The organism is Streptomyces sp. MH60, from assembly GCF_002939385.1.
Classification (GTDB): Bacteria; Actinomycetota; Actinomycetes; order Streptomycetales; family Streptomycetaceae; genus Streptomyces.
Genome location: NZ_MULI01000002.1, coordinates 85443 through 107534, shown reverse-complemented (window position 1 = coordinate 107534; position 22092 = coordinate 85443). Strand labels below are relative to the sequence as shown.

Sequence of the window (22092 nt, the reverse complement as noted above, 5' to 3'; positions counted from 1 at the left end):
CGACGGCATCCACGGCCTGACCTCGGCGCTGATCGCGATCGCCGGCCTGCTGCCCCGCCGGAAGACCAATCTCGGTTGCGGTGGACCCAGTGGGCCCGGTGAGGTACCTCCATGGGCGGTGCCACGAAGCAGGAGCAACGGGCGAGGGCAGGAGGAGGCCGCACGATCACGGGGCACGCAGCTCCGTGGCGGAGACTGGCTGTACTCGTGGCCCTGATGCTGGCCGCTTTCACCTTCAACACCGCGGAGAACCTGCCGGTGGGTCTCCTGGAACTGATGTCCGAAAGCCTACGGGTGTCAGTGGCGGCGGTCGGTCTCCTGGTTACTGGTTATGGCGTGACGGTGGCCGTGGCGTCGGTGCCGCTCGCCCACGTCGTGCGGGCTGTGCCTCGTCGTCATGTGCTCACGGGACTGCTTGCCGCACTCGTCGTATCCAGTCTGGTCGCCGCACTGGCCACCTCCTACTGGTTGCTCCTGGTGGCGCGGCTGCTGACCGCGCTCGCCCAGGCACTGTTCTGGGCCGTGCTGGGGCCGGTGGCGGTGGGCCTGTTCCCGCCGGAGGTCAGAGGCCGTACGGTCGGGGCACTGTCCGTCGCCGGTTCACTCGCCCTGGTGGTCGGTGTTCCCGCTGGGACCTGGCTGGGCCGGCGGAGCGACTGGGAGGTGCCCGTCGCCATGCCGGCGGCTCTGGGTCTCTTCTCCTTGGTGACCATTGCCGTGCTGCTGCCGACCTCGCGCCCAGAGGAAGAGCCGGCCGCCTACGGAACACGTCCCGACACCCGTCGGTTCAGGACGGTGCTGGCGGCCGGGGCCCTGTCCGCCACCGGAGCGTTCGCGGGATACACCTACATCGCGAAGTTTCTGGGCGACGTGAGTGGGTTCTCCCCAAGCACGGTCAGCGCCCTGTTCGTGGTGTTCGGGCTTGCCTGTCTGGCCGGAGTGAGCATCACCGGGGTGCTGCTGGACCGCTTCCCCCAGTCCGCGTCGGCCACGGCCGTGGCCACGCAGGCGGTCGGCATGCTCGGCCTGTACGCGGCCGGCACCGATCCGGTGTCGGCGGTGGTCTTCCTGGTGCTGATGGGCGGTGCGCTCGGGCCGGTCTTCATGACCACCCAGAACGAGATGCTGCACTGCGCACCGGGGCGCACGGATCTCGCACTCGCGGCGAACTCCGGTGCGTACAACGCCGGCATCGCTGCGGGCGCCGCGCTGGGGGGACTTGTCGTGTCGGCCGCCGACGTACGGGGCGCCTTCCTCACCGGTGGACTGCTGACTCTCGGGTCCTGCGCGGTACTGCTAGGCGGTCGGACTCCCCACCGGCCGTGACAGAGGGCTCTGCGCACCGTGCTGCCCGCCGCACCGGCGAAGCCGTCCAAGCGGTTCCGAGCACAGCCCGGTCAGTGGCGGACCGTGCCCCGACGCCGGCTGGAACCAGCTTGCGCAGCCACGGCGATGCGGTGGTTGGGCGCCGTGGCCCACGTGGTGGGTCGGGGGCGGACGGTGGGCTCAGTCACGGGTGGTCACCGCCGTCGCGTCGGTGGTGACCAGGACCTTGCCGCGGGTGCCGCCGGCGAGAACCTCGGCGAGAGCCCGCGGGGTCTGGTCGAAGGGGAGAACCCGGTCGACGACCGGGCGCAGCACCCCGTCGTCGACCAGCCCGGCGACCTGACGCAGCGCGGCGCTGTCGGGTGTGATGAACAGGAACCGGTAGCTGGCCCCGAGCGCGCGTGCGCGGCGTCGGGTCCGGGCGCTCAGGGCCCGGATGGCGAGCCGGACGACCGGGTTGACGCCGACACGCCGTGCGAAGTCCGGGTCGGGCGGGCCGGTGATGCCGATGACGGTGCCACCGGGGCGCACTACACCGAGGGAAGCCTGCAGTGTGGCTCCGCCCTGGGTGTCGAGAACCAGGTCGACGGGCGTGCCGGAGAGGCGTTGCGCGAGGCCGTCGCGGCGGTAGTCGATGACGATGTCGGCACCGAGCTCCCGGGCAGCCGCGATGTTCGCCGTCGAGACGGTGGTGGCGACGGTGCAGCCCAGGTGCCGGGCGAGCTGGATCGCGTGCGATCCCACTCCCCCGGTGCCGCCGTGGATGAGGACGGTCTGGCCCTTCTTCACCCGGCCCATCTCGACGAGGGCCTGCCAGGCCGTGAGCGCGACGACTGGAAGTCCAGCCGCCTCGACCAGGCTCACCGACCGGGGCACGGGTGCCATCGAGGCGGCGTCGACCGCGACGTACTCGGAGAAGGTGCCCGTGGCCTCCAGGTCGACATAGCCGTACAGGTGGTCGCCGACGGCGATGTCGCGTACCGCGGAGCCTGCCTCGACGACCTCGCCGGACAGCTCGCCGCCCATGACCTTGGGCAGCCGGAACGGGAAGATCGCCTTGAACTCACCGGAGCGGACCCGTTCGTCGGCGTGGTTGACGCCCGACGCGACCATGCGCACCAGCACCTCGTGAGGGGCGGGCAGCGGTACCGGCATCTCGACCCGCCGCAGGGGGGAGCCGTACTTCTCGAGGACGAAGGCCTTCACGGAGCGCTCCTGACAAAAGCGTTTCTGGAGGTCGGGTATCTCGGCGGCGCGCGTCCGGGCTCGGCCGCCGTACTTCTCGAAGCAGTGTGTGCCGGCTTCCCGGCAGCGGCGCGGGCGCACCACAGCCGCAGCCGCTGCCGCTCGCACCCGTCAGGCCACGGGTTGGGCCGGGGCGATGACACGGTCGGCGACGCCTCCCTGGAGGCGGTCCAGGGAGGCGGCGATCGCCTCGTGGGGCGCGCCGAGTGGCACCGCGCTGACCTCGGCCAGGCGGGTGTAGTGCGCGTCGGTCAGCCGGACGCCGAGGGCGCCGAGGTAGCTGTCGAGCTGGTCGAGGCTGCGCGGGCCGATGATCGGGACGAGGGTGGCCCTGGAGCGGGCGGCGCGCTCGCACACCCAGGCCACCGCTACCTGGGCGGGTGTCACGCCGGTCTCCCGTGCGATGGCCAGGAGGGTGTCGACGACAGCGGTCTTCTGGCCGGTGCTCTCGGTGTGGATGACCGAGCCCAGGTCGCTCAGGCGCCCCTCGGTGGAGCTGCGGTACTTGCCGGTGAGCAGTCCGCCGCCGAGCGGGGACCACAGAGCGGCGCCGAGTCCGAGGCTCTCGGCCATGGGCAGGAGTTCGCGGTCGGCGGTGCGTTCGACGAGGCTGTACTCGTGCTGGATGCCGATGATCGGTGTCTGGTTCCTGAGGTCCGCGAGGGTCACGGCGCGCGAGACGCGCCAGGCGGGGAAGTTGGACAGCGCGGCATGGTGGATCTTGCCGGCGCGCACCAGGTCGTCGAGTCCGCGCAGGAGTTCCTCCATCGGAGTGAGCCCGTCGGGGAAGTGCACCCACAGCAGGTCGATGTAGTCGGTGCCCAGGCGCTTCAGGCTGGCCTCCACGGAGGCGACCATGTTCTTGCGGCCGTTTCCGGTCTGGGAGACGTCCGGCTGCGGGGCGGCGCCGAGGGTGTACTTCGTGGCCAGGACGAAATGGTCACGGTCGGCGCGGACCAGTTGTCCGGTCAGTTCCTCCGACTCGCCGAACTGGTAGCCGTCCGCGCTGTCGAGGAAGGTGCCGCCGGCCTCGGCGAACCGGTCGAAGATCCGGCGTGCCTCGTCCGGCTCGGCTCCGGCGCCCCAGCCGGTGCCGAAGTTCGCGGTGCCGAGCGCGTACTCGCAGACGCGCAGTCCGGTCCGGCGGCCGAAGGTCGTGTAACGCATGGGATGTCCTTGCTGGATGGGCGGTAAGACCGTCGCGCGGGGGTGCGAGGGGTGAGCGTCAGTCCGTGTTCGGCCGGGGTGCCGCGGCCAGGTTCTGCTTGACGTGCCGGCTGGTCTCGTCGGCGAGGATCTCGAGCAGGCCGGTCTCGATGCCGTGGAGGGCCTGGGCTGCGACGTCGGCGGCGGCGACTTTCTGGTCGGCGGGCACGGCGGCGGCCATGTCGGTGTCCATGTAGCCGACGTGCAGTGCCGAGACGGTGATCCCGCGCGGTGCCAGCTCGTCGCGGGTCGCGCCGGTCAGCGCCCAGGCGGCGGCCTTGGACGCGGCGTAGGAGCCGAGTCCTGCCGGGTGGAACCAGGACAGGGCGGACAGGACGTTGAGTACGGCGCCGCCGCCGTTGCCCTCGATGACGGGGGCGAAGGCGCGGGTCGCGGCGAGCGGGCCGAAGAAGTTGGTCTCCATCTCCCGGCGCACCTCAGCCGCGTCACCTCCGATCAGCGTCGCGCCTGTGGAGATGCCCGCGTTGTTGATCAGCAGTGTCGTGTCGGACGCCACGCGCGCGGCCTGTCGTATCGACGCCTCGTCCGTGACGTCGAGCCGCAGCGGGACAGCGCCCGGCACGTCGACCGTTTCGGGGTGTCGGGCCGCGCCGTACACCTTGGCGCCCCGCTCGACGAGCTGGGCGGCCAGGTGCCGGCCGAAACCCCGGTTGGCGCCGGTGACGACCGCGACCGCGTTCTTCAGTTCCATGTCTGCTCCTGGTCCTGGCAGGGGCCGTCGGGCCACCACTTCAATTAGATTATGTGTCCAATCTAAACACGGGGCTACGATAGATGCCAGTCGACATCCAAACGGGAGCTGATCATGGGCCGCGTATCGCAGGCGCAGGCGGAGGAGAACCGCAGGCGGGTGGTGGACACCGCGTCCCGGCTGTTCCGGGAACAGGGCACCCAGGTCAGCGTCGCCGACCTGATGAAGGCGGCCGGTCTGACCCACGGCGCCTTCTACAAGCAGTTCGCCTCCAAGGAGGCGCTCGTCGACGAGGCCACCGCCCATGCCTTCGCCGAGCTCGCCCAGCGCTACGGCGCCGGGCTCGAGCGGCACGAGGGGCAGCGTGCCGACGCCCAGCGGGCGCTGATCGACGCCTACCTCTCCGTCGAGCACCGCGACGCCCCGGCGGACGGCTGCCCGGTCGCCGCGCTCGCCACCGACATCGCGCGCGAGGGCGGGGGGCGCGAGGCCCGTCGCGTCTACGCCGAGGGGGTGGCCGACTTCGCCGTGTTCCTGGCCGGTGACGACCAGGACGGCATCGTCCGCCTCTGCACCCTGTTCGGCGCGCTGGTCCTGGCCCGGGCCACCAAGGACTCCCCGCTCTCCGAGGAGATCCTCACCGCCGCGCGCGCAGCCTTGACGGAAACAGGCTGATCAAGGGCGCGGTGGGGGAACACGTCGACCGCACGCGTGGGCGACGAGGCGGCGGCTGAAGACTGCCACGCCTGGCGCACCGGCCTCACCCCGCGCCGGGCATCGGCCGTTTCCGGACCGCATGCGGGGGGCGGGCACCGCGCAGCCGACGTCAACCTGCCAGCAGGACTGCGCTCTGCTCGCGGATGTCGCGCAGGATCTCGTCGACGCTCGCGGCGACGTTCACACTCGCCGCCATCGCCGGGACCTGTGGCCCGTCCTGATGGCGCTCGGCCAGTAGGGCGAGGCATACGCCCTCGGCTCCGATGGCCCCGTGACGTCTCCACCCGGCTGAAGACAGACGCCCGCCCACAGTCGCAAGCCGTCGACGCCACGGTCGGGGCCGGACAGCGGTAACACACCAGATGAGTGCCGCCCGCTGCCCAGCGTCGCCCTCAGCGCACGCGACCGGCACCGGCGCGCCGCCGAAGCGACTCGACGGGCTCTCCAGTCGCAGGGTTCAACCGTGACGGGCGGCGACGCCCGCGACGGCCCACCGGCCTGGCGGGTGGGCCGGGGAGCCCCACAGCGTGCTTCGCAACCCGGCGGTGACGAGCGGCACCAGGACGCAGGCCGTACGCTCCCCGGCGCGTCGTACAGGTTGCCGCTCCTCACCACACGCAGGGCGGCCCCTGACTTGCCGACCAAAGAGACACGCGCTGGACTCCCGTAGGTCCGTCCATGGCTTCTGACCGGTGGCTGGTCTGTCGGCAGGTTGGCGTGCGCTCGGCCGTCCAGGACCTGCGCCCCAGCTCTGCCTCCGTCATGCCAGAGCCGGCAGAGCCCGTGTTCCTGGGTCTGGCGTGTGGGGACTACTCGGCGGCATCGCTCCCAGGCGCGGGACGGGCGAGGATCTTGGTGACAGCCTCGTCCAGTGTGGTGGGCAGACGCCCGAGGATGCGAGGGAGGTCATTGGTCTGCCGTTCCAGGGCCCCTCTTCGGACTTGCTCCTCCAGCCAGCCCTGGGCACCGGGAGCGGGCCTGTCCCGCACGCGGTGGACGACGGTCCTTCCGCACCTGCGGGTGAGGACCTGGGCGAGCTGGGGATAGGTCCACAAGGTGCCGGTGAAGTCGTAGGCGCGGCCCAGGTGAGCGTCCTCGGTCAGGACACGTGCCGCTGCTTCGGCGAGGTCGGAGCGGGAAGCGGTGTTGATGCCGCGGCCGCCGGTCGCGTCGTCCAGTGCGCCCGAAAGGACGGCGGCGTGCAGACCGGGGTTGAGGAAAGCTTCGCTGTAGAAGGGGTGACGCACCAGCGTATGGGGCAGGCCGCTGGCCCGCAGCGCGCGCTCGGTGGCGTGGTGTGCCTCGGTGACGCCCTCGGCCCGGATGTCGGCATCCAGAAAACTCGTGTAGACGACGGCGTCGACACCGGCGTCGCGGGCCGCCTCGATGGCGCTCCGGTGCTGGCGAATACGGCGAGCGGGATCCAATTCCGGGGACGAGATCAGTAGGAGCCGGTCGGCGTTCTCGAAGGCCGTGCGCAGCGTGTCCGGGGCGTCGTAGTCGCCGTGGCGCACCTGGACTCCTCGGGCGGCGAGATCCGCGACACGATCGGGAGCACGCACCGCAACCACCACGTCTTCGGCAGGGCACCGGGTCAGCAGATGATCCACGACGAGCCGGCCAAAGGTCCCTGAAGCGGCAGACACAGCAAGCATGCGGAACTCCCTCGCCGTGCGAGAGCCGACGGCACCGCAGGACTGGCTCGTGACCGAAGCAACCCGCACACCATCGGACGACAACCGCCAATCCGTCAAAGGTTTTTCGGCATGCCGACTTGAGCGTGTCTGTTTGTGGATCGATCCGTCCGACCGCGCGTACTCCTCACGTACCATCCGCAACCACCCGCGGCGCCGGGGCATCCGCGCGGTCATCCCGCAGCCGTCCGACCAAGTCGGCCACTGCCTGCGGCGAGGCCGATTCGGTGACCGGCCGCCGCCCCGCGTCGACACCCAGGCATACAAGCAGCGCAACACCGTGGAGCGCTGCACCAACCGCCTCAAGCAGTGGCGCGGCCTGACCACACGAACCGACAAGCTCGCGATCGCCTCCCAGGCCGCACTGCACCTCGCAGGCATCCTCATCTGGAGCCGACGCTGACCACAAAGGCAAAATCTAACGGTGAACAACGGGACTTGGCGGAACGGATGGCCCCCAGCCCGGCGGCAAGAGTGCCCAGGAACCGTAGTCCAACCACTGCCCGAATTGCACGGGCTGGGCGCCGCCGACGTGATCCAAGGACAGCGGGACGATCAGGTCGCAGGTAGCCCGTCCATCCCACCAAACCGTGCCAGCCAGAAAGCCGGTCAGAGCCAACAAGGTGGAGAAGCCGCAGCCATGCTCCTGGATGACGACCGCCCCGGCCGTCTTCAGTTCCTCGGACCTGTCGGCCTCGTCGTCCCAAGCACACCGAGCCTCCAGGTACGCGGCATCGTCCCCGAACGCCTCAGGCTGTGGCTCACGCGCCATCAGCTCGTCGTCCGCCCCGACGTAGGAGTCGGGATGCGGAAAGGACGTAGCCAGCAGGTCGCGCCGCCCCTCATCGTTCCCGGCCCACCACCACCCACGTCCGGTCCTCTCAAGCCGGAAGAGGGCCCCGCCGGCGCTCACCTCGCGCAGATACACCCGGTACTCCTCGGGAAAGGAAACACCGAGTTCCCGTTCGGCCTCGACGATCTCAGCTTCGGTGAGGGGCGCCTCAGTCACGGGACGAGCTTAAGGGGTTCTTCGCGGGACGGTTGCGGCCGGAGGGACGGCAAGGTCAGGTGCCACCAGTCGGTCAGACGGTCGTTGAGGACGGTCGTACCCTCAAGGACCTCGGTGAGGGTGCACAGGCCGAAGAACGCGGGCACGAGGGCGCGGGCCGTGCGGGCGGGGCGGACGTGCTCGTCGACCTGCCCTGCCAGCCGGGCCTGCGCGAGCAGTCGCGTGGCGGCGGCGGTCCACAACGCGAAGGGGTGGGGTACGGGAGCTCTGATGACGGTGCGCTCGGCCCACAGACGAGCACCGGCACGCGTCACGGAATCCCGGGTGAGGGCGTGCGCGATGTCGTAGCTGAGGGCGACGAGCCGTTCGAGCGGGGGGAGCGTCTCGTCTCCGTAGCGTGCGGCGAGCTGAGACCAGGTGGCGAACCGGTCCTCAACGACGGCGACGGCGATTCCCTCCTTGCCGGTGTAGTGGAAGTAGACCGCGCCGCTGGTCCGCCCCGACCTCGCGCTTATGTCATTGACGCTGGTGGCCGCGTATCCCTGCTCAGCGAACAGTTGGGCAGCCGCTTCGAGCAGTGACCTGCGGGTTGCCTTCGCCCGTTCCTGCAATGTTCCATCCGCCCTCGCTCTGTTTTTACACCGCTCAAGAATTTAGTGCGCCAGCGCACGCCTGGCGTTCAAAGGGGGCACTTTCGTGCGCAGATTACATAGTTCTTTCGAACGCGAACGCCTGCGAGTGGTATGGGAAGCAAGGCACTCCGGGCCCCGCGCGATCCGGCAAGTCCGTCAACCGGCCTGCCCGGGCTTGGGGTTGATGGTCTCGGTGGCCGCGTCACGGATGTCGCCGCCCACAGCCATACACCTGCATCCGGCGGACATCGAGTCACCAAAAAGGGTTATTGCCCGATTTGCCTGGACGGAAATAACGTAGTCGTCACTATCTTTCCGTTTCCTCCGGATACGGGAATGCCCCATACATGCGAAGGCATGGGAGACCCCAGTGACCCCCAACCACGATCTGCTCGACTGGTCACCCGAAGCCGTCGTCTTCGACTGCGACGGCACCCTGATGGACAGCGAACGCCACTGGCAGGAGGCCCGCAGCCAGGCGTTCCGGGAGCACGGACTCCAGCCACCGCCCGGGTTCGCCGAGCAGGCCCTTGGCCTGCACTACGAGGACTGCGGCCGGCTCATGGCGCAGTCCGTGCACAAACCCGAACTGACCGAGGACCTGACAGCCGCGCTTCTCGACCACTTCCTGGCCCTCGTCACCGACGAACCGGTGACGATGCCAGGTGCGGTCCGGGTCGTACGGCTGCTCTCTGGCCGCCTGCCGCTGGCGGTCGCCAGCAACTGCCCGAGGGTCGTGGTCGAAGGCAGCCTGGCACGGGCCGGGCTGCTCGAGCACTTCGAGCACCTGGTCGTACCCGACACCGGGGACCGCGTGCGCCCCAAGCCGCACCCTGACGTGTACGCGGTGGCGGCCCGGCTCTGCGGTGTCCCGCCGCACCGGGCGCTGGCGGTGGAGGACTCCCTGACCGGTGTGGAAGCGGCCCGACGAGCCGGCCTGCGGGTCCTGGGCGTCGGTCCCCGGCCGAAGGGCGACGGCACCCCCGAGGCCGACAGGTGGCTGCCGACGTTGGACGCTCCCGAACTGCTGGCCTGGGTCGACGCGCTCGGCAGCCGGCAGTGAACGCGGAGGCCGTGACAGCCCGCCGGGGTCCGGCAACGCCGAGCGCTCGCGCTCCCCGGTGGACCCCGACGGCGGCACACGCTGGGGCGGCGGGAGTAGGCACCTGCACCGCAGGGGTCTGCTGGAGGTGGTCTGCCTGGTCCTGGTGAGGAGTCCGCTGGCCAGTAAGAAGTCCGCACCGGCGGTCGGCATGGAGCTGACGGAGCGGAATGCGGGCGGCGCCTGGCAGGTCGGTGAGGGCGGTGATCTGGCCCGCGACACAGCGCGGGTCGGCTTCTGACTCCGCCCCGGGGAGGAGGAGGCCACCGCTATGCGGCCGCCGGCCTCGTCCACAGGGGTCTCCACTGCCACTCTTCCCAACAGCTCCGTCACCTCGTCCTCCTGGCGGCGGATCAACCCGGCGACCGGCTCCAGCTCCCACCATGGCTCGTCCGACGCGCGCTCGGCGCACCAGGCGAGCACCTGCGGGACCGTGGGCCGGTCTGCGGGGCACCTGGCACAAGCCCGGCGGTGTCCCCCGCAAGCTGCTCGGGGGCGATGAAACCGGGCGAACCGACGGCCTCGCTGTCGGCGGTGAGGCTCTCGTCGGCAGCGCTCTTGGCGATGCCGAAGTCGATGACCTTGGGTCCATGGCGCGAGATGAGGACGTTGGACGGCTTCACGTCGCGGTGCACGAGCCCCGCGGCGTGCACCGCCGCCAGCGCCTCGGCGAGCGCGGCGGCCAGTGCGGCGAGATCGCCGGAGCCGAGCGGCCCGTGCGCGGCCACCGCCTCCGGCAGGCCTGGACCCGCGCAGAACTCGACTGCCATCCACGGCGGTTCGTCACCCGGACCGGTGTCAAGCACAGCGGCGGTGTACCCGCCGGTCACCGCCCTTGCGGCAGCCGTCTCACGACGAGACCGCTCCCGGAACTCCGGGACGGAGGCGAGGTGTCGGTGGACGGTCTTGACGGCAACCGGCCATCCAGACGCGGACCGCGCCAAATGAACACGGCCCATGCCGCCCTCACCGAGCGGCGCGATGGTCCGGTAACCAGCCGACCTCCACGCACGTTCCTTCCTTCCAGCCGCCCACCGAGAGGGCCTTGGGACGACACGACGAGCCGCCGCCCTGTGCGACGCCTGCCGGGCATCGTACGGTTGCGCCCTCCGAGGCATCACCACGCGAACAGATGCCGGGAGGAAGGCCCGCCCACCACTCCCCTCCCGAGGCCGTACGTCACGATGGCCCGCACATCACGCAGGATCAGAATTTCGAAAGGGGCCCGATGACATTCATCAGACGCTTCGACCACGTCGGCATCACCGTCGCCGACCTCGACGCCGCGACGGCGTTCTTCGTCAGCCTCGGCCTGGAGGCCGATCGGAAGACGGCCGTCGAAGGCGCGTTCCTGGACACGGTGATCGGCATGACCGACGCCCACACCGAGATCGTCATGCTGCGAACGCCCGGCGGAGGGACGACGCTGGAGCTCTCGAGCTTCACGCGACCGGACCACCTCCCGGGTTCGCCTGCCGCGCCCGCCAACGAGCTGGGCCTCCGCAACGTCGCCTTCGAGGTGCACGACCTCCACGCCGCGGTCGACCATGCCGCAGCCAACGGCTACGGCCTGGTCGGAGGCATCGGCGAATACGAGGGTGTATGGCGGATGGCCTACGTCCGCGGGCCCGAAGGCATCATCGTCTCGTTGGCCGAGCGCATCGAGAAGTAGGGAGACACCATGAGCACGACCGTGACTGACGAACGGATCCGGGCTCTGGCCGCGACCGCGAGGCCCTACAGCCTGGCGCTCCTTCAGTGGGGGCCGGAGCGGACCATGGACGGCGCAGACGCTGTCGAACTCGAACATCAGCGACGCATGGTGTCGCTGCGCGCAGACGGGGTGATCGCGATCTTGTGCCCGGTCGCCTCCGACACCGTGGCCGGCGTCGCGGTCATGACCGTGCCCGCCGAGGAAGCCGCGGAGATCATGGCCCAGGACCCCTGCGTGCGAGCCGGGATGATGCGCTGCGAGGTTCACCCGTGCCACGGCTTTCCCGGAGACGCTCTGCCCGCATGAACGATCCCGGCCAGAGCAACCAGCACCACCGCCGGACTCACATCTGACGGAACAGTCCTGACGATCCCGCACGTGACCAGGGTTGGGGCCCCGCCACGAGGGCGGGGCCCGCAGCCATGGTCCACCGGACAGAGATCAACCACTGACCGTGATGTTCGAGCTTCCACTGCTCTGATAGCCCTCGGTGGCCATGATCATGTAGTACTTGAACTGGCCCATGTTCATGCCCGCGCGCGCCCAGGCGTCGAAGTGGTTGCCGGTGGTGATGGTGCCGGAGCCGCTGGTCACCTTCGACTGCCGGACACTCCAGTACTGCTGGAAGGTCTTGGTGCCTTCCACGGAGGGGGCGTTGTACCGGGTCGTCTGGTAGATGTCATAGGTGCCGCCGTCGCTGGAGACGGAGCCCTTGTACGTACCGGTGGGCCGGTAGCTGCCCCAGTTGTCGACGATGTAGTACTCCACCAGCGGGTTCGAGGTCCAGCCGTAGAGGCAGCCGTAGCCGTTGCCCGACGGGTTGAAGTAGCCGTTGTAGCGGACCGTCCTGCGTCCGCCGGTGCTCCAGCCCTTGCCGGCCACGAAGTTGCCGCAGTTGGTCCACTGGGTGCTGTAGCTGCCGCCACCGTTGAGCGTCATGGAGACGGAGCCGCCGCCGTCGGTCCAGAACGAGTAGTACATGCCGTCGGTGCCGGTCTGGTTGGTGGTGATGGTGGTGGCGGCGTGGGCGGTGCCGGGCAGCAGCAGCCCGGACGCGGTAGCGAGCGCGAGGGTGCCGGCGCCGCCGAGGAAGCCTCGCCGGCTCACTCCGTTGAGGGGGGCGGGGTTCTGCTTGATCCGGTCCTGCTGTGTTCCGTCCTGCTGCATGCGTTCTCCCGATGAAGGCTGGTGGGGGGCGGGCGGCTTCTGCCGCCCGCGGCCTTGCCCGAACCATGGCGGGGGCCGCCCGGTCGTCGTGCCGTGACAACCGACCGCCGTACCCGGCCACATGACGCAAGCGGACCGACGGCCTGGCCTCCCTGTCGTTCAGTGGCCACAGTTTTCGTAGGACACCATGAGCCTGTCAACAGTTTCGACACCCTTTCGGAAATATTCCCTGTCACGTGCAGAGGCTTTGGTCAACGCCGTCTTGCAGGTCAGAGCAACTCTTGCTCGAATCGTCGCTAGAGATGGGATGAGAAATCAGAGAGGAAGTACGCAATCATGTGTACGTCGCCCGAAACTTTCGACCACCGGGAGACAGGCATGGCGAGCCAGGCGGTGCGCTGGGCGCAGGCGATGCCGGATTACGCAGGAAGCGAGCCGCCGCCGCAAGTGGCGGTAGACGTGTCACGATCACGCACCCCACACGGCTGCGCGTACGTTTTCACCCGCCAACCCCACCCCGCGTTGCGGCCTGTGTCCCGCACCGAGACCGAGCGCGGCAGACCCCCAGCCGGCCTCGGCGGGAGCACTACATCCGGAATCCGGCGGGACCGCGCACTGCGGCAGCAGCAAGGTCCCTTATCCGGGCGGCGGGTGCGGGGACGCCGACGGCTTGCTGGACCCAGACCACGAACTCATCGGAGCTGAGGCCGGCCGGCGGCTTCCCGACGTACGGCAGGGCGTACAGCGGCGTGTTCGGTTCGCTGCGCCAGCTCTCCGCCAGCGCGCCGAGGTCCACGGTGTCGAAGCCGAGAACGTCCAGCAGATCGGCCACCTCCTTCTTGGCGGTCCCGTCGTCCCCGGAGAGCGGTATCGCTGTACGGTCGTCGGCTCCCGCAGGGCGGAAGAGTTTCAGCTCGTTGCTGTCGAGTCGCGGAATCGAGAAGCCCGGATACAGCGCGTAGTTCATCGGGTCGATGACGGTCTTGCCGGACAGCGCCGCACGGGGCAGCCGCTCGTGCGCTGCCAGCGGTACGGCGGCGAGAACCAGATCACCGGTGGCCGCCGCTTCGACGGGAGTGGCCGCACGGGCGCGGGCACCGATTTCCGCGACCAGACCGGCCGGCGTCTCCGGACCGCGGGAGTTGCTCAGGACGACGTGCACACCCGCGTCGACCGCGCGGCGGGCCACTGCGACGCCGACCATGCCGGTGCCGATGATTCCCAGGGTCGTTCCGCTCACCTGTGTTCTCCGTTCAGGTCTTGCCGCCTTGCCGGTGCCGACTCCTGGCCGCTGCGGCGGTCTCACACCCATCACAGCGATGACGTCCCGGGCGAACAAGAATCACTACGCTCCAGCAGCGATCACACGATGTGATAGATCAGAGAGATGGAGCTCAGAGCGCTGTACTACTTCGTAACCGTTGCCGAGGAATTGCATTTTGGTCGGGCGGCACAACGGCTGAACATCGTGCAGTCGGCGGTGAGCCAGCAGATCAGCTGACTCGAACGCGAACTCGGAGTACAGCTGCTGCAGCGCACATCACGGCGGGTGCGTCTCACCCCGGCCGGTGAACGGGTGCTCGGTGCGGCCCGGCAGACCCTTGTCGCGGCGGCGCGGGTCCGGGTGGTCGCCGGAGAACCGGCCGCGGCCCTGCGGATCGGGACGGCGTCGTGTGCCATGTGGCGGCTTGACCGAGCGCTGGAGCGCCTGTGCGTGAGTGGGCGCCCTGCCGAACTGGAGCTGGTCGATCTCCCGGTGGCCGCACGACTGGCCGCGGTCCGCGACGGCGAGCTGGATGTGGCGCTGGTACGAGGAGCGATCGCCTCGACGGAGGTGACGGTGGCGCGCGCGTGGTCCGAGCCGGTACACGCGGTGCTCGCGCGCGACCACGCAGCTGCCGGCATGCCGGCGGTCGGCCTGCATCACCTTGCTCCACGGGGGCTGCGGCTTCCCGCGCGTGAGAGCGACCCGCCACTGCACGACGCCCTCCTCGCGGCCGTGCCCGTGACCCCGCTCCGCCGGCCCGCCGGAGACCTGTCCAACGTGCTCTTGGAGGTCGGCCGTGATCCCGAGGCCTGGACCCTGATGCCGTTCGATCCGCCTGCGACCGTCGACAGTCACGTCGTCACCTCGCTGGCCACACCGGATGCGTGCGTGGCGTCGTATGTGGCCGCGTTCGCGGACTGAGCTGCCGACACCGACGAACCGGTTCCCCCCAGCCGACGGCCCGGTTCGACTCCGGCCACACGGGGTTCCGCGGCCTTGGCCAGGGTGCGGATCGAGCAAGGCCGGGAGGTACGCCCGAGCGCCCGGCGCTGCGCACGGCGCGCGCCCGTCTCACCGCAGACGGTCACCTTCGTCCCGGCTCTTCGGACGGCGGCGCCGTCGAGGCGCGTACCACGAGTTCGGTGGCCAGCTCGATGTGGTGGGACTCGACCTTCTCGCCGTTGGCGAGTCGGAGCGCGGTGCGCAGGGCGGCACCGCCCATCTCCCGCAGGGGCTGACGCACCGTGGTGAGGGGCGGTGAGGACATCTGGGCGAGGCTCGTGTCGTCGAAGCCGACCACGCTCAAGTCTTCCGGGACGCGCAGGCCCCGGCCCCGGGCGGTCTCGATGACCCCGACGGCGATCTCGTCGTTGCCCGCGAAGATCGCGGTCGGTGGCTCCTGGAGGTCCAGCAGTGCCGCGGCTCCGAGCAGTCCCGTCTCGTAGGTGAATTCTCCCGGCTGGACGTACGCCTCCGGTGCCTGGGCCCCTCCCGCCTCGATGGCGGCGCGATAGCCGTGCATGCGGGCCTGGTTGCACACGGCCATGGACGGTCCGCCGAGGTAGGCGACGCGACGGTGGCCCAGGGAGAGCAGGTGCTGCGTCGCGGCCAGACCACCGGCGAAGTTGGTGGCCCCGACGCTGTTCACCCGGCTGTCCGGCAGGTGCAAGGGGTCCAACACGACCAACGGCAGCCCGGACCGGGCCAGTTCGTTCAGGTGCGCCGTGGTGTACACGCTGGTGACCGCGATGACGGCACGGCGCCCGGCGGAGACCAGGTCCCGGGCCCAGTGCGGGGCACTGGACGCCTTGCTGATCACCACGGAAGCCCCCAGTTCGGAGGCGGAGTCGATGATCCCTTCCAGGGTTTCGGCGACGTACGGCTTCAGGCCGCCCTTGAACTGCACCTCGATGGTCGGGTTTTCGACGGCCTCGGTGTGGCGGAACACGGGGGCGAGGTAGTCGTGGTGGTGCAGCAACTCCTGCACCCGGGTGCGGGTCTGCGGCGCCACGTCACCGCGACCGTTCACCACTTTGGACACGGTCGCGACGGAGACCCCGGCCGCTTGGGCGATGTCCGCCAACGTGGTGCGTCTCCCGTTCGGTCGCATCGGTTCCCTCCCGTGTCCGTCCACCGGTGTGGTGAGTCGCCGGTCGGACCGGCAACACGGGTGGAACCGGTCAACAGTACGGCACCCCCGCCACGAGCCCGTCCGGAAGGTGCCGACAGGCCCCGCGGCCCCGACCGGTCCGGAAGCAGCACCGCGCACTCCTTCGACACCATCTGACCGGCATCGACGGGGCTCAGGCAGAGATCACCGCCTCAACTACCTACCCGCAGCCAGGCAATTTCGAAACACTTTCGAAGCACGTGAGGCACTGACGGACACCACCGCGTCCCGTAACTACGGGGGTCGAAGCCAGTTCCAGAAGCGCATGCACGTCCCTTGACAGGCCATCAGCCCGAAACCTAATTTGCACGAACAGAGTTCGGGAACGACTGTTTCGAAAACCTTTCACCATGACCCACGAGAAGCCGGTGGCTCTCGAGTGCGGAGAAAAGACATGGCGCTCTCCCGACGTACCCTCCTCGGCCTGGCCGCCGCTCTACCGGCCTCAGCGGCACTGGCGGCCTGCGGCTCGTCCGGCCCCGGCAAGAGCGATGGTGGGGCCACGTACTGGTACCTGAACGGCCAGCCGCAGGAAGGCGTCCGAGCCGGCGCGGTGGACGCGTTCAACAAGGCCCATCCCGACGACCGGATCGACGACACGACGTTCCAGAACGACGCGTACAAGACGAAGATCAAGACCGCCATCGGTGCCGGACAGGCGCCCACCATCATCTGGGGCTGGGGCGGCGGGACACTACGAACCTACGCGGAAGCGGGCCAGGTCGAGGACCTCACGTCGTGGTTCGACGAGCACTCCGAGGTCAAGAAGGGGCTGTTCCCTTCCTCGTTCGGCGCGGCGACCGTCGACGGCAGGATCTACGCGATCCCGTGCGAGACCGTGCAGCCGATCATCCTCTACTACAACAAGAAGGTCTTCGACCAGGTCGGCGTGGAGCCGCCGGAGTCCTGGGACGACCTCATGGCCCTGGTGCCCAGGTTCAACGCGAAGGGCATAGCACCGCTCTCCCTCGGTGGCCAGTCCCGGTGGACGAACATGATGTGGCTGGAGTTCCTGTTCGACCGCATCGGCGGTCCCGAGGTGTTCCAGGCGGTCATCGAGGGCGAGAAGAACGCCTGGTCGAACCCGGCCGCCATCACCGCGCTGACCAAGGTGCAGGAGCTGGTCAAGGCCGGCGGGTTCATCAAGGGGTTCTCCTCCATCACAGCGGACTCCAACGCCGACCAGGCGCTGCTGTACACCGGCAAGGCGGCGATGATGCTGCACGGTGCCTGGTCGTACGGCATCCAGCAGGCCGACGGCGGAGACTTCGTCTCCAGCGGCCAACTGGGCTACATGAACTTCCCGCCCGTCGACGGCGGAAAGGGCGATCCGAGCAACGCGGTCGGCAATCCCGCCCAGTACCTGTCCATCTCCTCGAAGGCCACCGACGAGGAGAAGAAGATCGCCAAGGACTTCTTCGCGACCGGTGTCCTCCAGGACGCCGAGGTGAAGGCTTGGATCGACAACGGGTCGGTTCCGGTCCGGCTGGGCACGGAGGAGCTGCTGGCCGCCTCCAAGAGCGCCGACTTCCTCCAGGTCAACTACGGCATCGCCAGCAAGGCCAAGACGTTCGTGCAGTCCTGGGACCAGGCGCTCAGTCCGACGGCCGCCGAGACCCTCCTGGACAACATCGTCAAGTTGTTCCAGCTGTCCCTCTCCCCCGAGCAGTTCGCCGGCAACCTCAACGCGGTCATCGGCACATGAGCACACCCACCGGTCATCCACCGCACCGTCGACCGCGCAGCATCCTGCCCTGGCTGGCGGCACCGGCGCTGGTGGTCTTCGTCGGCTTCGCCGTGATTCCGCTCGTCGGTGTCTTCGCGCTGAGCTTCACCACCTGGGACGGGATCGGCACCATCCACCAGTCGGGGCTGACCAGTTGGCGTGCGGTGCTCACCGACCCCGGGCTGCCGCACGCCCTCTGGGTGACCTTCATGGTGATGGCGGTGTCGTGGGCCGTCCAGACGCCGCTGAGCATTCTGCTCGGCACGTTCCTGGCGGGCCGCCAGCGCTACCGTGCGGTGCTCGGGGTGGTGTACTTCGTCCCTCTGATGCTCAGCTCCGCGGCCATCGCCATCGCGTACAAGGCCCTGCTGGACCCCAACTTCGGGCTCGGGGCGGGGCTGAAGCTCCATGTGCTCAGCCAGGACTGGCTGGGACGGCCCGGGCTCGCCTTCGGCGTCGTCGTCTTCGTCGTCTCCTGGCAGTTCGTGCCGTTCCACTCCCTCATCTACCAGGGTGGTGTCCAGCAGATTCCGAAATCCCTCTACGAAGCGGCCCAGTTGGACGGAGCCGGACCGATCCGGCAGTTCTTCAGCATCACGCTGCCCCAGCTGAGATACACCATCATCACCTCGTCCACGCTGATGGTGGTCGGGTCGCTGACCTTCTTCGACCTCATCTTCGTCCTGACCGAGGGCGGTCCAGGAGACGCCACCCGGGTCCTGGCACTGGACATGTACAAGCGGGGATTCCAGGCCAGCCTGATGGGACCGGCCAGCGTCATCGCGGTCATCCTCGTCCTGGTGGGTCTGGCCCTCGCCCTGCTGCTGCGCCGGCTCGGGGGCCGCGACGCCGGCGCGAGCCAACTCGAGGGAGCCTGAGGTGACCACCACGCTGCCCGAGGCACCGCGACCCCGCAAGACCGCACCACGCGAACGGCGACGCCGCTCCCCCCGGGCGGCACGCCGACGCAACTGGACCGGTGGGCTGGCCGGATGGCTGTGGCTCGTCGTCGTGGCCGTACCCCTGTACTGGACCCTCATCACCAGCCTCAAGGCCCAGAGCCGCTACTACGCGAGCAACCCGCTGGTGCCTTCGGGCGACCCGACACTGGACAACTACCGGCTGGTCATCGAGTCCGACTTCCTCCGCTACTTCCTGAACAGCGTCGTGGTCACCGCGGGCGCCGTGGTGCCGGCGGTCGTGTTCTCCTTCATGGCGGCCTACGCGATCGTCCGGGGCTGGCGCATGCGCGTGCTGCGCGCGATGAACGGGCTGTTCCTCATGGGCCTGGCCATCCCACTGCAGGCGACGGTGATCCCGGTCTATCTGATCATCATCAAACTGCAGCTCTACGACACCCTGCTGGCGCTGATCCTCCCGTCGATCGCCTTCGCCATCCCGCTGTCGGTGCTGGTGCTCGCCAACTTCATCCGCGACGTGCCCAAGGAACTGTTCGACTCGATGCGGGTCGACGGCGCCACCGAATGGACGGCACTGTGGCGGCTGGCGGCACCACTCACCCGGCCGGCCATCCTCACCGTGACCATCTTCAACGCACTGACCATCTGGAACGGATTCCTGCTGCCGCTGGTGCTCACCCAGAGTCCGGAACACCGGACCCTGCCGCTCGCGCTGTGGACCTTCCAGGGCCAGTACGGGGTCAACGTCCCCGCCGTTCTCGCCGCCGTCGTCCTCACCACACTGCCCGTCCTGATCCTGTACGCGTTCGGCCGCCGCCAACTGCTGAGCGGTCTGACCGCCGGATTCAGCCGTTGACCGACGCCGACGCGGGTCCGGGACGGTGCCGGAACCCGGACGCGACCCGTCCCGCCTCGGCTCCTGCTCGTCTACTTGTCCGCCCGTCGCGCCCAGGTCGAGGGTCCGCGGGCCGTGGGAGGGAAAGTGAACGCCAACGTGGCCGCAGACAACACCGCCGGAGTCTCCCGCTGGAACGACACCACCGTTTCCGTCACCGCGAGAGTCGACGCCCTGATCGACGCGATGACCCTTCAGGAGAAGACCGCCCAGCTGTACGGCGTCTGGGTCGGCGCCTCCGATCAGGGCGGCGAAGTGGCCCCCCATCAGCACGACATGGAGGAGCCCGTCGATCTCGACGCGCTCCTGCCTGCCGGACTGGGCCAGTTGACCCGGCCCTTCGGCACGGTCCCGGTGGACCCCGCCCTGGGCGCGCTCTCCCTGGCCCGCACCCAGACCCGGATCGCCGCCACGAACCGGTTCGGCATCCCCGCCCTCGCGCACGACGAGTGTCTGGCCGGCTTCGCCGCCTGGGGTGCGACGGCCTATCCCGTCCCGCTGTCCTGGGGCGCCACCTTCGACCCCGACACGGTGCGGCGCATGGCCTGCGCCATCGGACGGGACATGCGTGCCGTCGGCGTTCACCAGGGACTCGCGCCTGTCCTGGACGTCGTGCGCGACGCCCGCTGGGGCCGGGTCGAGGAGACCATCGGCGAGGACCCGTACCTTGTCGGCACCATCGGAACGGCGTACGTGCAGGGTCTTGAGTCGGCCGGGATCGTCGCCACCCTCAAGCACTTCGCCGGCTACTCGGCCTCGCGCGCCGGACGCAACCTCGCTCCCTCGTCCATGGGCCCGCGGGAGCGCGCCGACGTCCTGCTGCCCCCCTTCGAGATGGCGATCCGTGAGGGCGGCGCGCGGTCGGTGATGAACGCCTACACCGATACCGACGGTGTCCCCTCCGCGGCCGACGAGGAGCTGCTCACCGGGCTGCTGCGCGACACATGGGGCTTCGACGGCACCGTCGTCGCCGACTACTTCGCCATCGCCTTCCTCAAGACCCTGCACGGCGTCGCAGCCGACTGGGCCGACGCCGCCGGCCTGGCACTGCGGGCGGGCATCGACGTCGAACTGCCCAACGTCAAGACATACGGCGCGCCCCTGACCGGCGCAGTCGCCGACGGCCGTGTCCCGGAGGCGTTGGTCGACCGGGCCCTTCGCCGGATACTCACCCAGAAGGCGAGACTCGGTCTGCTCGATCCGGACTGGAACCCCCTGCCGGCCGCACTCGAAGGGTCAGACCTCGACGATCCGGCCGCCCTGCGCGGCCGGATCGACCTGGACGGTCCGGAGAACCGCGCGCTGGCCCGCACGATCGCCGAGGAAGCCGTCGTGCTGTTGAGCAACGACGGCACGCTGCCCCTCGAAAGGCCACGCCGCATCGCCCTGCTCGGCCCCAACGCCGACGAGGCCGTCGCCGTCCTGGGCTGCTACTCCTTCCCTCAGCACATCGGCGTCCGTCACCCCGGGACCCCGCACGGCATCGAGTTGCCCACGCTGCGCGACACCGTCGCCGCCGAGTTCCCCGACGCGGAGATCACGGTCGTCCGCGGCACCGGCATCGACGACGGCGACCTCACCGGTCTGCGTGAGGCCGCCACGGCGGCTCGCGAGGCCGACATCGCCCTGGTGGTGCTCGGCGACCGCGCCGGGCTCTTCGGACGGGGGACCAGCGGTGAAGGATGCGACGTCGAGACGCTGGCGCTGCCCGGGGCACAGCGGCAACTGCTCGACGCCCTGCTGGACGTGGAGACGCCCTTGGTCACCGTGCTGCTCGCGGGACGACCGTACTCCCTCGGCCGCGCCGTGCGGGAGTCCGCGGCAATCGTGCAGTCCTTCTTTCCCGGTGAGGAGGGCACGCCCGCGATCGCCGGTGTGCTCAGCGGCCGCGTCAACCCGTCCGGACGGCTCCCGGTCAGCGTGCCGCGCGGGCCGGGCTCCCAGCCGGCCACCTACCTCGGAGCGAGGCTCGCCCACGCCGGCGAGGTGTCCAACATCGACCCGACACCGGCGTTCCCCTTCGGTCACGGCCTGTCCTATACGCGGTTCGACTGGACAGATCTGACCGTGGACGTCCGGGAGGCGCCGACGGACGGCGAGTTCATCCTCGCCCTCACCGTCCGCAACACCGGTGGGCGGTCCGGAACCGAGGTCGTCCAGCTCTATCTGCACGACCCGGTCGCCTCCGTCGTCCAGCCGGTGCAGCGCCTCGTCGGCTATGCCCGGGTCGACCTGGAGCCGGGTGAGGCCCGGCGCCTGCGTGCCGTGGTTCCGGCCGATCTCGCATCGTTCACCGGACGCGACGGACGGCGAGTGGTCGAACCGGGCGAGCTGGAGCTCAGGTTGGCCGCCTCCAGTGCGGATCCACGCCTGATCGCCAGGGTCACGCTGACCGGAGCCGAACGCCACCTGGACCACACGCGGCGCCTGCGCTCCGTGATCGAACAGGAGCCGGTAGCCCGGGCATGAGCCGAGCGAGCCGGGACGTCCCGCCGGTCGGTCGCCTTACTGATCGTTTCAGAATGAGGTTCGCAGACGGCGGAGGCGGAGGACACCGCGGGCCGGCTCAGCGTCGGGGCTTACAAGCCTG

General features: G+C 69.6%; 21 protein-coding genes and 2 pseudogenes. 13 read left to right on the top strand and 10 right to left on the bottom strand.

The window, feature by feature from the left end:
* Nucleotides 1-216: 216 nt before the first annotated feature.
* Entirely contained in the window at nucleotides 217-1326 is a 1110-nt protein-coding gene (locus BZZ08_RS02425) for an MFS transporter (protein WP_104630599.1), read from the top strand.
* Between the two features lie 180 nt (nucleotides 1327-1506).
* Here BZZ08_RS02425 and BZZ08_RS02420 read toward each other — a convergent pair whose 3' ends face one another.
* From BZZ08_RS02420 to BZZ08_RS02410, 3 genes are all read right to left on the bottom strand, one after another.
* Nucleotides 1507-2532, bottom strand: coding sequence for an NADP-dependent oxidoreductase (locus BZZ08_RS02420; RefSeq protein WP_104630446.1), 1026 nt, complete (start codon nucleotides 2530-2532; stop codon nucleotides 1507-1509).
* 150 nt (nucleotides 2533-2682) lie between these two features.
* Nucleotides 2683-3738 carry an aldo/keto reductase gene (locus BZZ08_RS02415; RefSeq protein ID WP_104630445.1) on the bottom strand — a complete coding sequence of 352 codons (1056 nt, stop codon included), beginning with the start codon at nucleotides 3736-3738 and terminating at the stop codon, nucleotides 2683-2685.
* A gap of 58 nt (nucleotides 3739-3796) precedes the next feature.
* Nucleotides 3797-4489 carry an SDR family oxidoreductase gene (locus tag BZZ08_RS02410; RefSeq protein WP_104630444.1) on the bottom strand — a complete coding sequence of 231 codons (693 nt, stop codon included), beginning with the start codon at nucleotides 4487-4489 and terminating at the stop codon, nucleotides 3797-3799.
* Between the two features lie 114 nt (nucleotides 4490-4603).
* Between BZZ08_RS02410 and BZZ08_RS02405 the strand changes: the two genes are divergently transcribed.
* A complete protein-coding gene (locus BZZ08_RS02405) occupies nucleotides 4604-5164 on the top strand; it encodes a TetR/AcrR family transcriptional regulator (RefSeq protein WP_104630443.1) in 561 nt (186 codons plus the stop codon).
* 851 nt (nucleotides 5165-6015) lie between these two features.
* On the opposite strand, the gene BZZ08_RS02400 is transcribed toward BZZ08_RS02405, so the two are convergent.
* Nucleotides 6016-6861 (bottom strand): NAD(P)H-binding protein, encoded by an 846-nt coding sequence (locus BZZ08_RS02400; protein WP_198601235.1) that lies wholly within the window; start codon nucleotides 6859-6861, stop codon nucleotides 6016-6018.
* Between the two features lie 148 nt (nucleotides 6862-7009).
* Between BZZ08_RS02400 and BZZ08_RS02395 the strand changes: the two are divergent.
* A pseudogene (locus BZZ08_RS02395) lies at nucleotides 7010-7303 on the top strand (transposase); the annotation flags it as partial.
* A gap of 15 nt (nucleotides 7304-7318) precedes the next feature.
* Here the strand turns inward: BZZ08_RS02395 and BZZ08_RS02390 are convergent.
* Nucleotides 7319-7909: an SMI1/KNR4 family protein gene (locus tag BZZ08_RS02390; protein WP_104630442.1), complete on the bottom strand. Its 591-nt coding sequence runs from the start codon at nucleotides 7907-7909 to the stop codon at nucleotides 7319-7321.
* The gene (locus tag BZZ08_RS02385; protein WP_104630441.1) at nucleotides 7906-8520 is read right to left on the bottom strand and encodes a ScbR family autoregulator-binding transcription factor; all 615 of its coding nucleotides are present in this window, start codon (nucleotides 8518-8520) and stop codon (nucleotides 7906-7908) included. The genes BZZ08_RS02390 and BZZ08_RS02385 overlap by 4 nt, the downstream gene beginning before the upstream one ends.
* Nucleotides 8521-8911: 391 nt before the next feature.
* Between BZZ08_RS02385 and BZZ08_RS02380 the strand changes: the two genes are divergently transcribed.
* Both BZZ08_RS02380 and BZZ08_RS02375 read left to right on the top strand, forming a co-directional pair.
* Nucleotides 8912-9604, top strand: coding sequence for an HAD family hydrolase (locus BZZ08_RS02380; protein WP_104630440.1), 693 nt, complete (start codon nucleotides 8912-8914; stop codon nucleotides 9602-9604).
* Between the two features lie 58 nt (nucleotides 9605-9662).
* Nucleotides 9663-9884, top strand: a complete 222-nt coding sequence (locus tag BZZ08_RS02375) for a hypothetical protein (protein WP_104630439.1) — start codon at nucleotides 9663-9665, stop codon at nucleotides 9882-9884.
* A 112-nt stretch (nucleotides 9885-9996) separates the two neighbouring features.
* Here BZZ08_RS02375 and BZZ08_RS02370 read toward each other — a convergent pair whose 3' ends face one another.
* On the bottom strand, nucleotides 9997-10602 hold the full coding sequence (locus BZZ08_RS02370; protein ID WP_241965336.1) for a protein kinase domain-containing protein: 606 nt from the start codon (nucleotides 10600-10602) through the stop codon (nucleotides 9997-9999).
* Nucleotides 10603-10871: 269 nt separating this feature from the next.
* On the opposite strand from BZZ08_RS02370, the gene BZZ08_RS02365 reads away from it, so the two are divergent.
* Together BZZ08_RS02365 and BZZ08_RS02360 are read left to right on the top strand one after the other, a co-directional pair.
* Nucleotides 10872-11315 carry a VOC family protein gene (locus tag BZZ08_RS02365; protein ID WP_104630438.1) on the top strand — a complete coding sequence of 148 codons (444 nt, stop codon included), beginning with the start codon at nucleotides 10872-10874 and terminating at the stop codon, nucleotides 11313-11315.
* Between the two features lie 9 nt (nucleotides 11316-11324).
* Complete coding sequence (locus BZZ08_RS02360) at nucleotides 11325-11663, top strand: hypothetical protein (RefSeq protein ID WP_104630437.1); 339 nt, start codon at nucleotides 11325-11327, stop codon at nucleotides 11661-11663.
* A gap of 135 nt (nucleotides 11664-11798) precedes the next feature.
* On the opposite strand, the gene BZZ08_RS02355 is transcribed toward BZZ08_RS02360, so the two are convergent.
* Together BZZ08_RS02355 and BZZ08_RS02350 are read right to left on the bottom strand one after the other, a co-directional pair.
* The gene (locus BZZ08_RS02355; protein WP_104630436.1) at nucleotides 11799-12524 is read right to left on the bottom strand and encodes a glycoside hydrolase family 11 protein; all 726 of its coding nucleotides are present in this window, start codon (nucleotides 12522-12524) and stop codon (nucleotides 11799-11801) included.
* A gap of 586 nt (nucleotides 12525-13110) precedes the next feature.
* Nucleotides 13111-13836, bottom strand: coding sequence for an NADPH-dependent F420 reductase (locus BZZ08_RS02350; protein ID WP_104630597.1), 726 nt, complete (start codon nucleotides 13834-13836; stop codon nucleotides 13111-13113).
* Between the two features lie 75 nt (nucleotides 13837-13911).
* Here BZZ08_RS02350 and BZZ08_RS39790 point away from each other — a divergent pair.
* Together BZZ08_RS39790 and BZZ08_RS39265 are read left to right on the top strand one after the other, a co-directional pair.
* Nucleotides 13912-14085, top strand: a pseudogene (locus BZZ08_RS39790) (LysR family transcriptional regulator); the annotation flags it as partial.
* Nucleotides 14074-14712: a LysR substrate-binding domain-containing protein gene (locus BZZ08_RS39265; RefSeq protein WP_274543243.1), complete on the top strand. Its 639-nt coding sequence runs from the start codon at nucleotides 14074-14076 to the stop codon at nucleotides 14710-14712. The pseudogene BZZ08_RS39790 and the gene BZZ08_RS39265, both read left to right, overlap by 12 nt.
* A gap of 163 nt (nucleotides 14713-14875) precedes the next feature.
* Here BZZ08_RS39265 and BZZ08_RS02340 read toward each other — a convergent pair whose 3' ends face one another.
* Nucleotides 14876-15901 (bottom strand): LacI family DNA-binding transcriptional regulator, encoded by a 1026-nt coding sequence (locus tag BZZ08_RS02340; RefSeq protein WP_104630435.1) that lies wholly within the window; start codon nucleotides 15899-15901, stop codon nucleotides 14876-14878.
* Between the two features lie 454 nt (nucleotides 15902-16355).
* On the opposite strand from BZZ08_RS02340, the gene BZZ08_RS02335 reads away from it, so the two are divergent.
* The 4 genes from BZZ08_RS02335 (at nucleotide 16356) to BZZ08_RS02320 (ending at nucleotide 21971) form a co-directional block, all read left to right on the top strand.
* Nucleotides 16356-17666: an extracellular solute-binding protein gene (locus BZZ08_RS02335; RefSeq protein ID WP_104630434.1), complete on the top strand. Its 1311-nt coding sequence runs from the start codon at nucleotides 16356-16358 to the stop codon at nucleotides 17664-17666.
* Nucleotides 17663-18565, top strand: a complete 903-nt coding sequence (locus BZZ08_RS02330; protein WP_104630433.1) for a carbohydrate ABC transporter permease — start codon at nucleotides 17663-17665, stop codon at nucleotides 18563-18565. The genes BZZ08_RS02335 and BZZ08_RS02330 overlap by 4 nt, the downstream gene beginning before the upstream one ends.
* A 1-nt stretch (nucleotide 18566) precedes the next feature.
* On the top strand, nucleotides 18567-19463 hold the full coding sequence (locus BZZ08_RS02325; RefSeq protein WP_104630432.1) for a carbohydrate ABC transporter permease: 897 nt from the start codon (nucleotides 18567-18569) through the stop codon (nucleotides 19461-19463).
* Nucleotides 19464-19589: 126 nt separating this feature from the next.
* Complete coding sequence (locus tag BZZ08_RS02320; protein ID WP_104630431.1) at nucleotides 19590-21971, top strand: beta-xylosidase/alpha-l-arabinosidase; 2382 nt, start codon at nucleotides 19590-19592, stop codon at nucleotides 21969-21971.
* Nucleotides 21972-22092: the final 121 nt, after the last annotated feature.

Coding starts and splice junctions, on each gene's coding strand:
- BZZ08_RS02425 (WP_104630599.1), top strand. CDS start 217: ATGCTGGCCGCTTTCACCTTCAACACCGCGGAGAACCTGCCGGTGGGT.
- BZZ08_RS02415 (WP_104630445.1), bottom strand. CDS start 3,738: ATGCGTTACACGACCTTCGGCCGCCGGACCGGACTGCGCGTCTGCGAG.
- BZZ08_RS02410 (WP_104630444.1), bottom strand. CDS start 4,489: ATGGAACTGAAGAACGCGGTCGCGGTCGTCACCGGCGCCAACCGGGGT.
- BZZ08_RS02405 (WP_104630443.1), top strand. CDS start 4,604: ATGGGCCGCGTATCGCAGGCGCAGGCGGAGGAGAACCGCAGGCGGGTG.
- BZZ08_RS02400 (WP_198601235.1), bottom strand. CDS start 6,861: ATGCTTGCTGTGTCTGCCGCTTCAGGGACCTTTGGCCGGCTCGTCGTG.
- BZZ08_RS02370 (WP_241965336.1), bottom strand. CDS start 10,602: ATGGGCCGTGTTCATTTGGCGCGGTCCGCGTCTGGATGGCCGGTTGCC.
- BZZ08_RS02365 (WP_104630438.1), top strand. CDS start 10,872: ATGACATTCATCAGACGCTTCGACCACGTCGGCATCACCGTCGCCGAC.
- BZZ08_RS02360 (WP_104630437.1), top strand. CDS start 11,325: ATGAGCACGACCGTGACTGACGAACGGATCCGGGCTCTGGCCGCGACC.
- BZZ08_RS02355 (WP_104630436.1), bottom strand. CDS start 12,524: ATGCAGCAGGACGGAACACAGCAGGACCGGATCAAGCAGAACCCCGCC.
- BZZ08_RS02350 (WP_104630597.1), bottom strand. CDS start 13,836: ATGGGTGTGAGACCGCCGCAGCGGCCAGGAGTCGGCACCGGCAAGGCG.
- BZZ08_RS02340 (WP_104630435.1), bottom strand. CDS start 15,901: ATGCGACCGAACGGGAGACGCACCACGTTGGCGGACATCGCCCAAGCG.
- BZZ08_RS02335 (WP_104630434.1), top strand. CDS start 16,356: ATGGCGCTCTCCCGACGTACCCTCCTCGGCCTGGCCGCCGCTCTACCG.
- BZZ08_RS02330 (WP_104630433.1), top strand. CDS start 17,663: ATGAGCACACCCACCGGTCATCCACCGCACCGTCGACCGCGCAGCATC.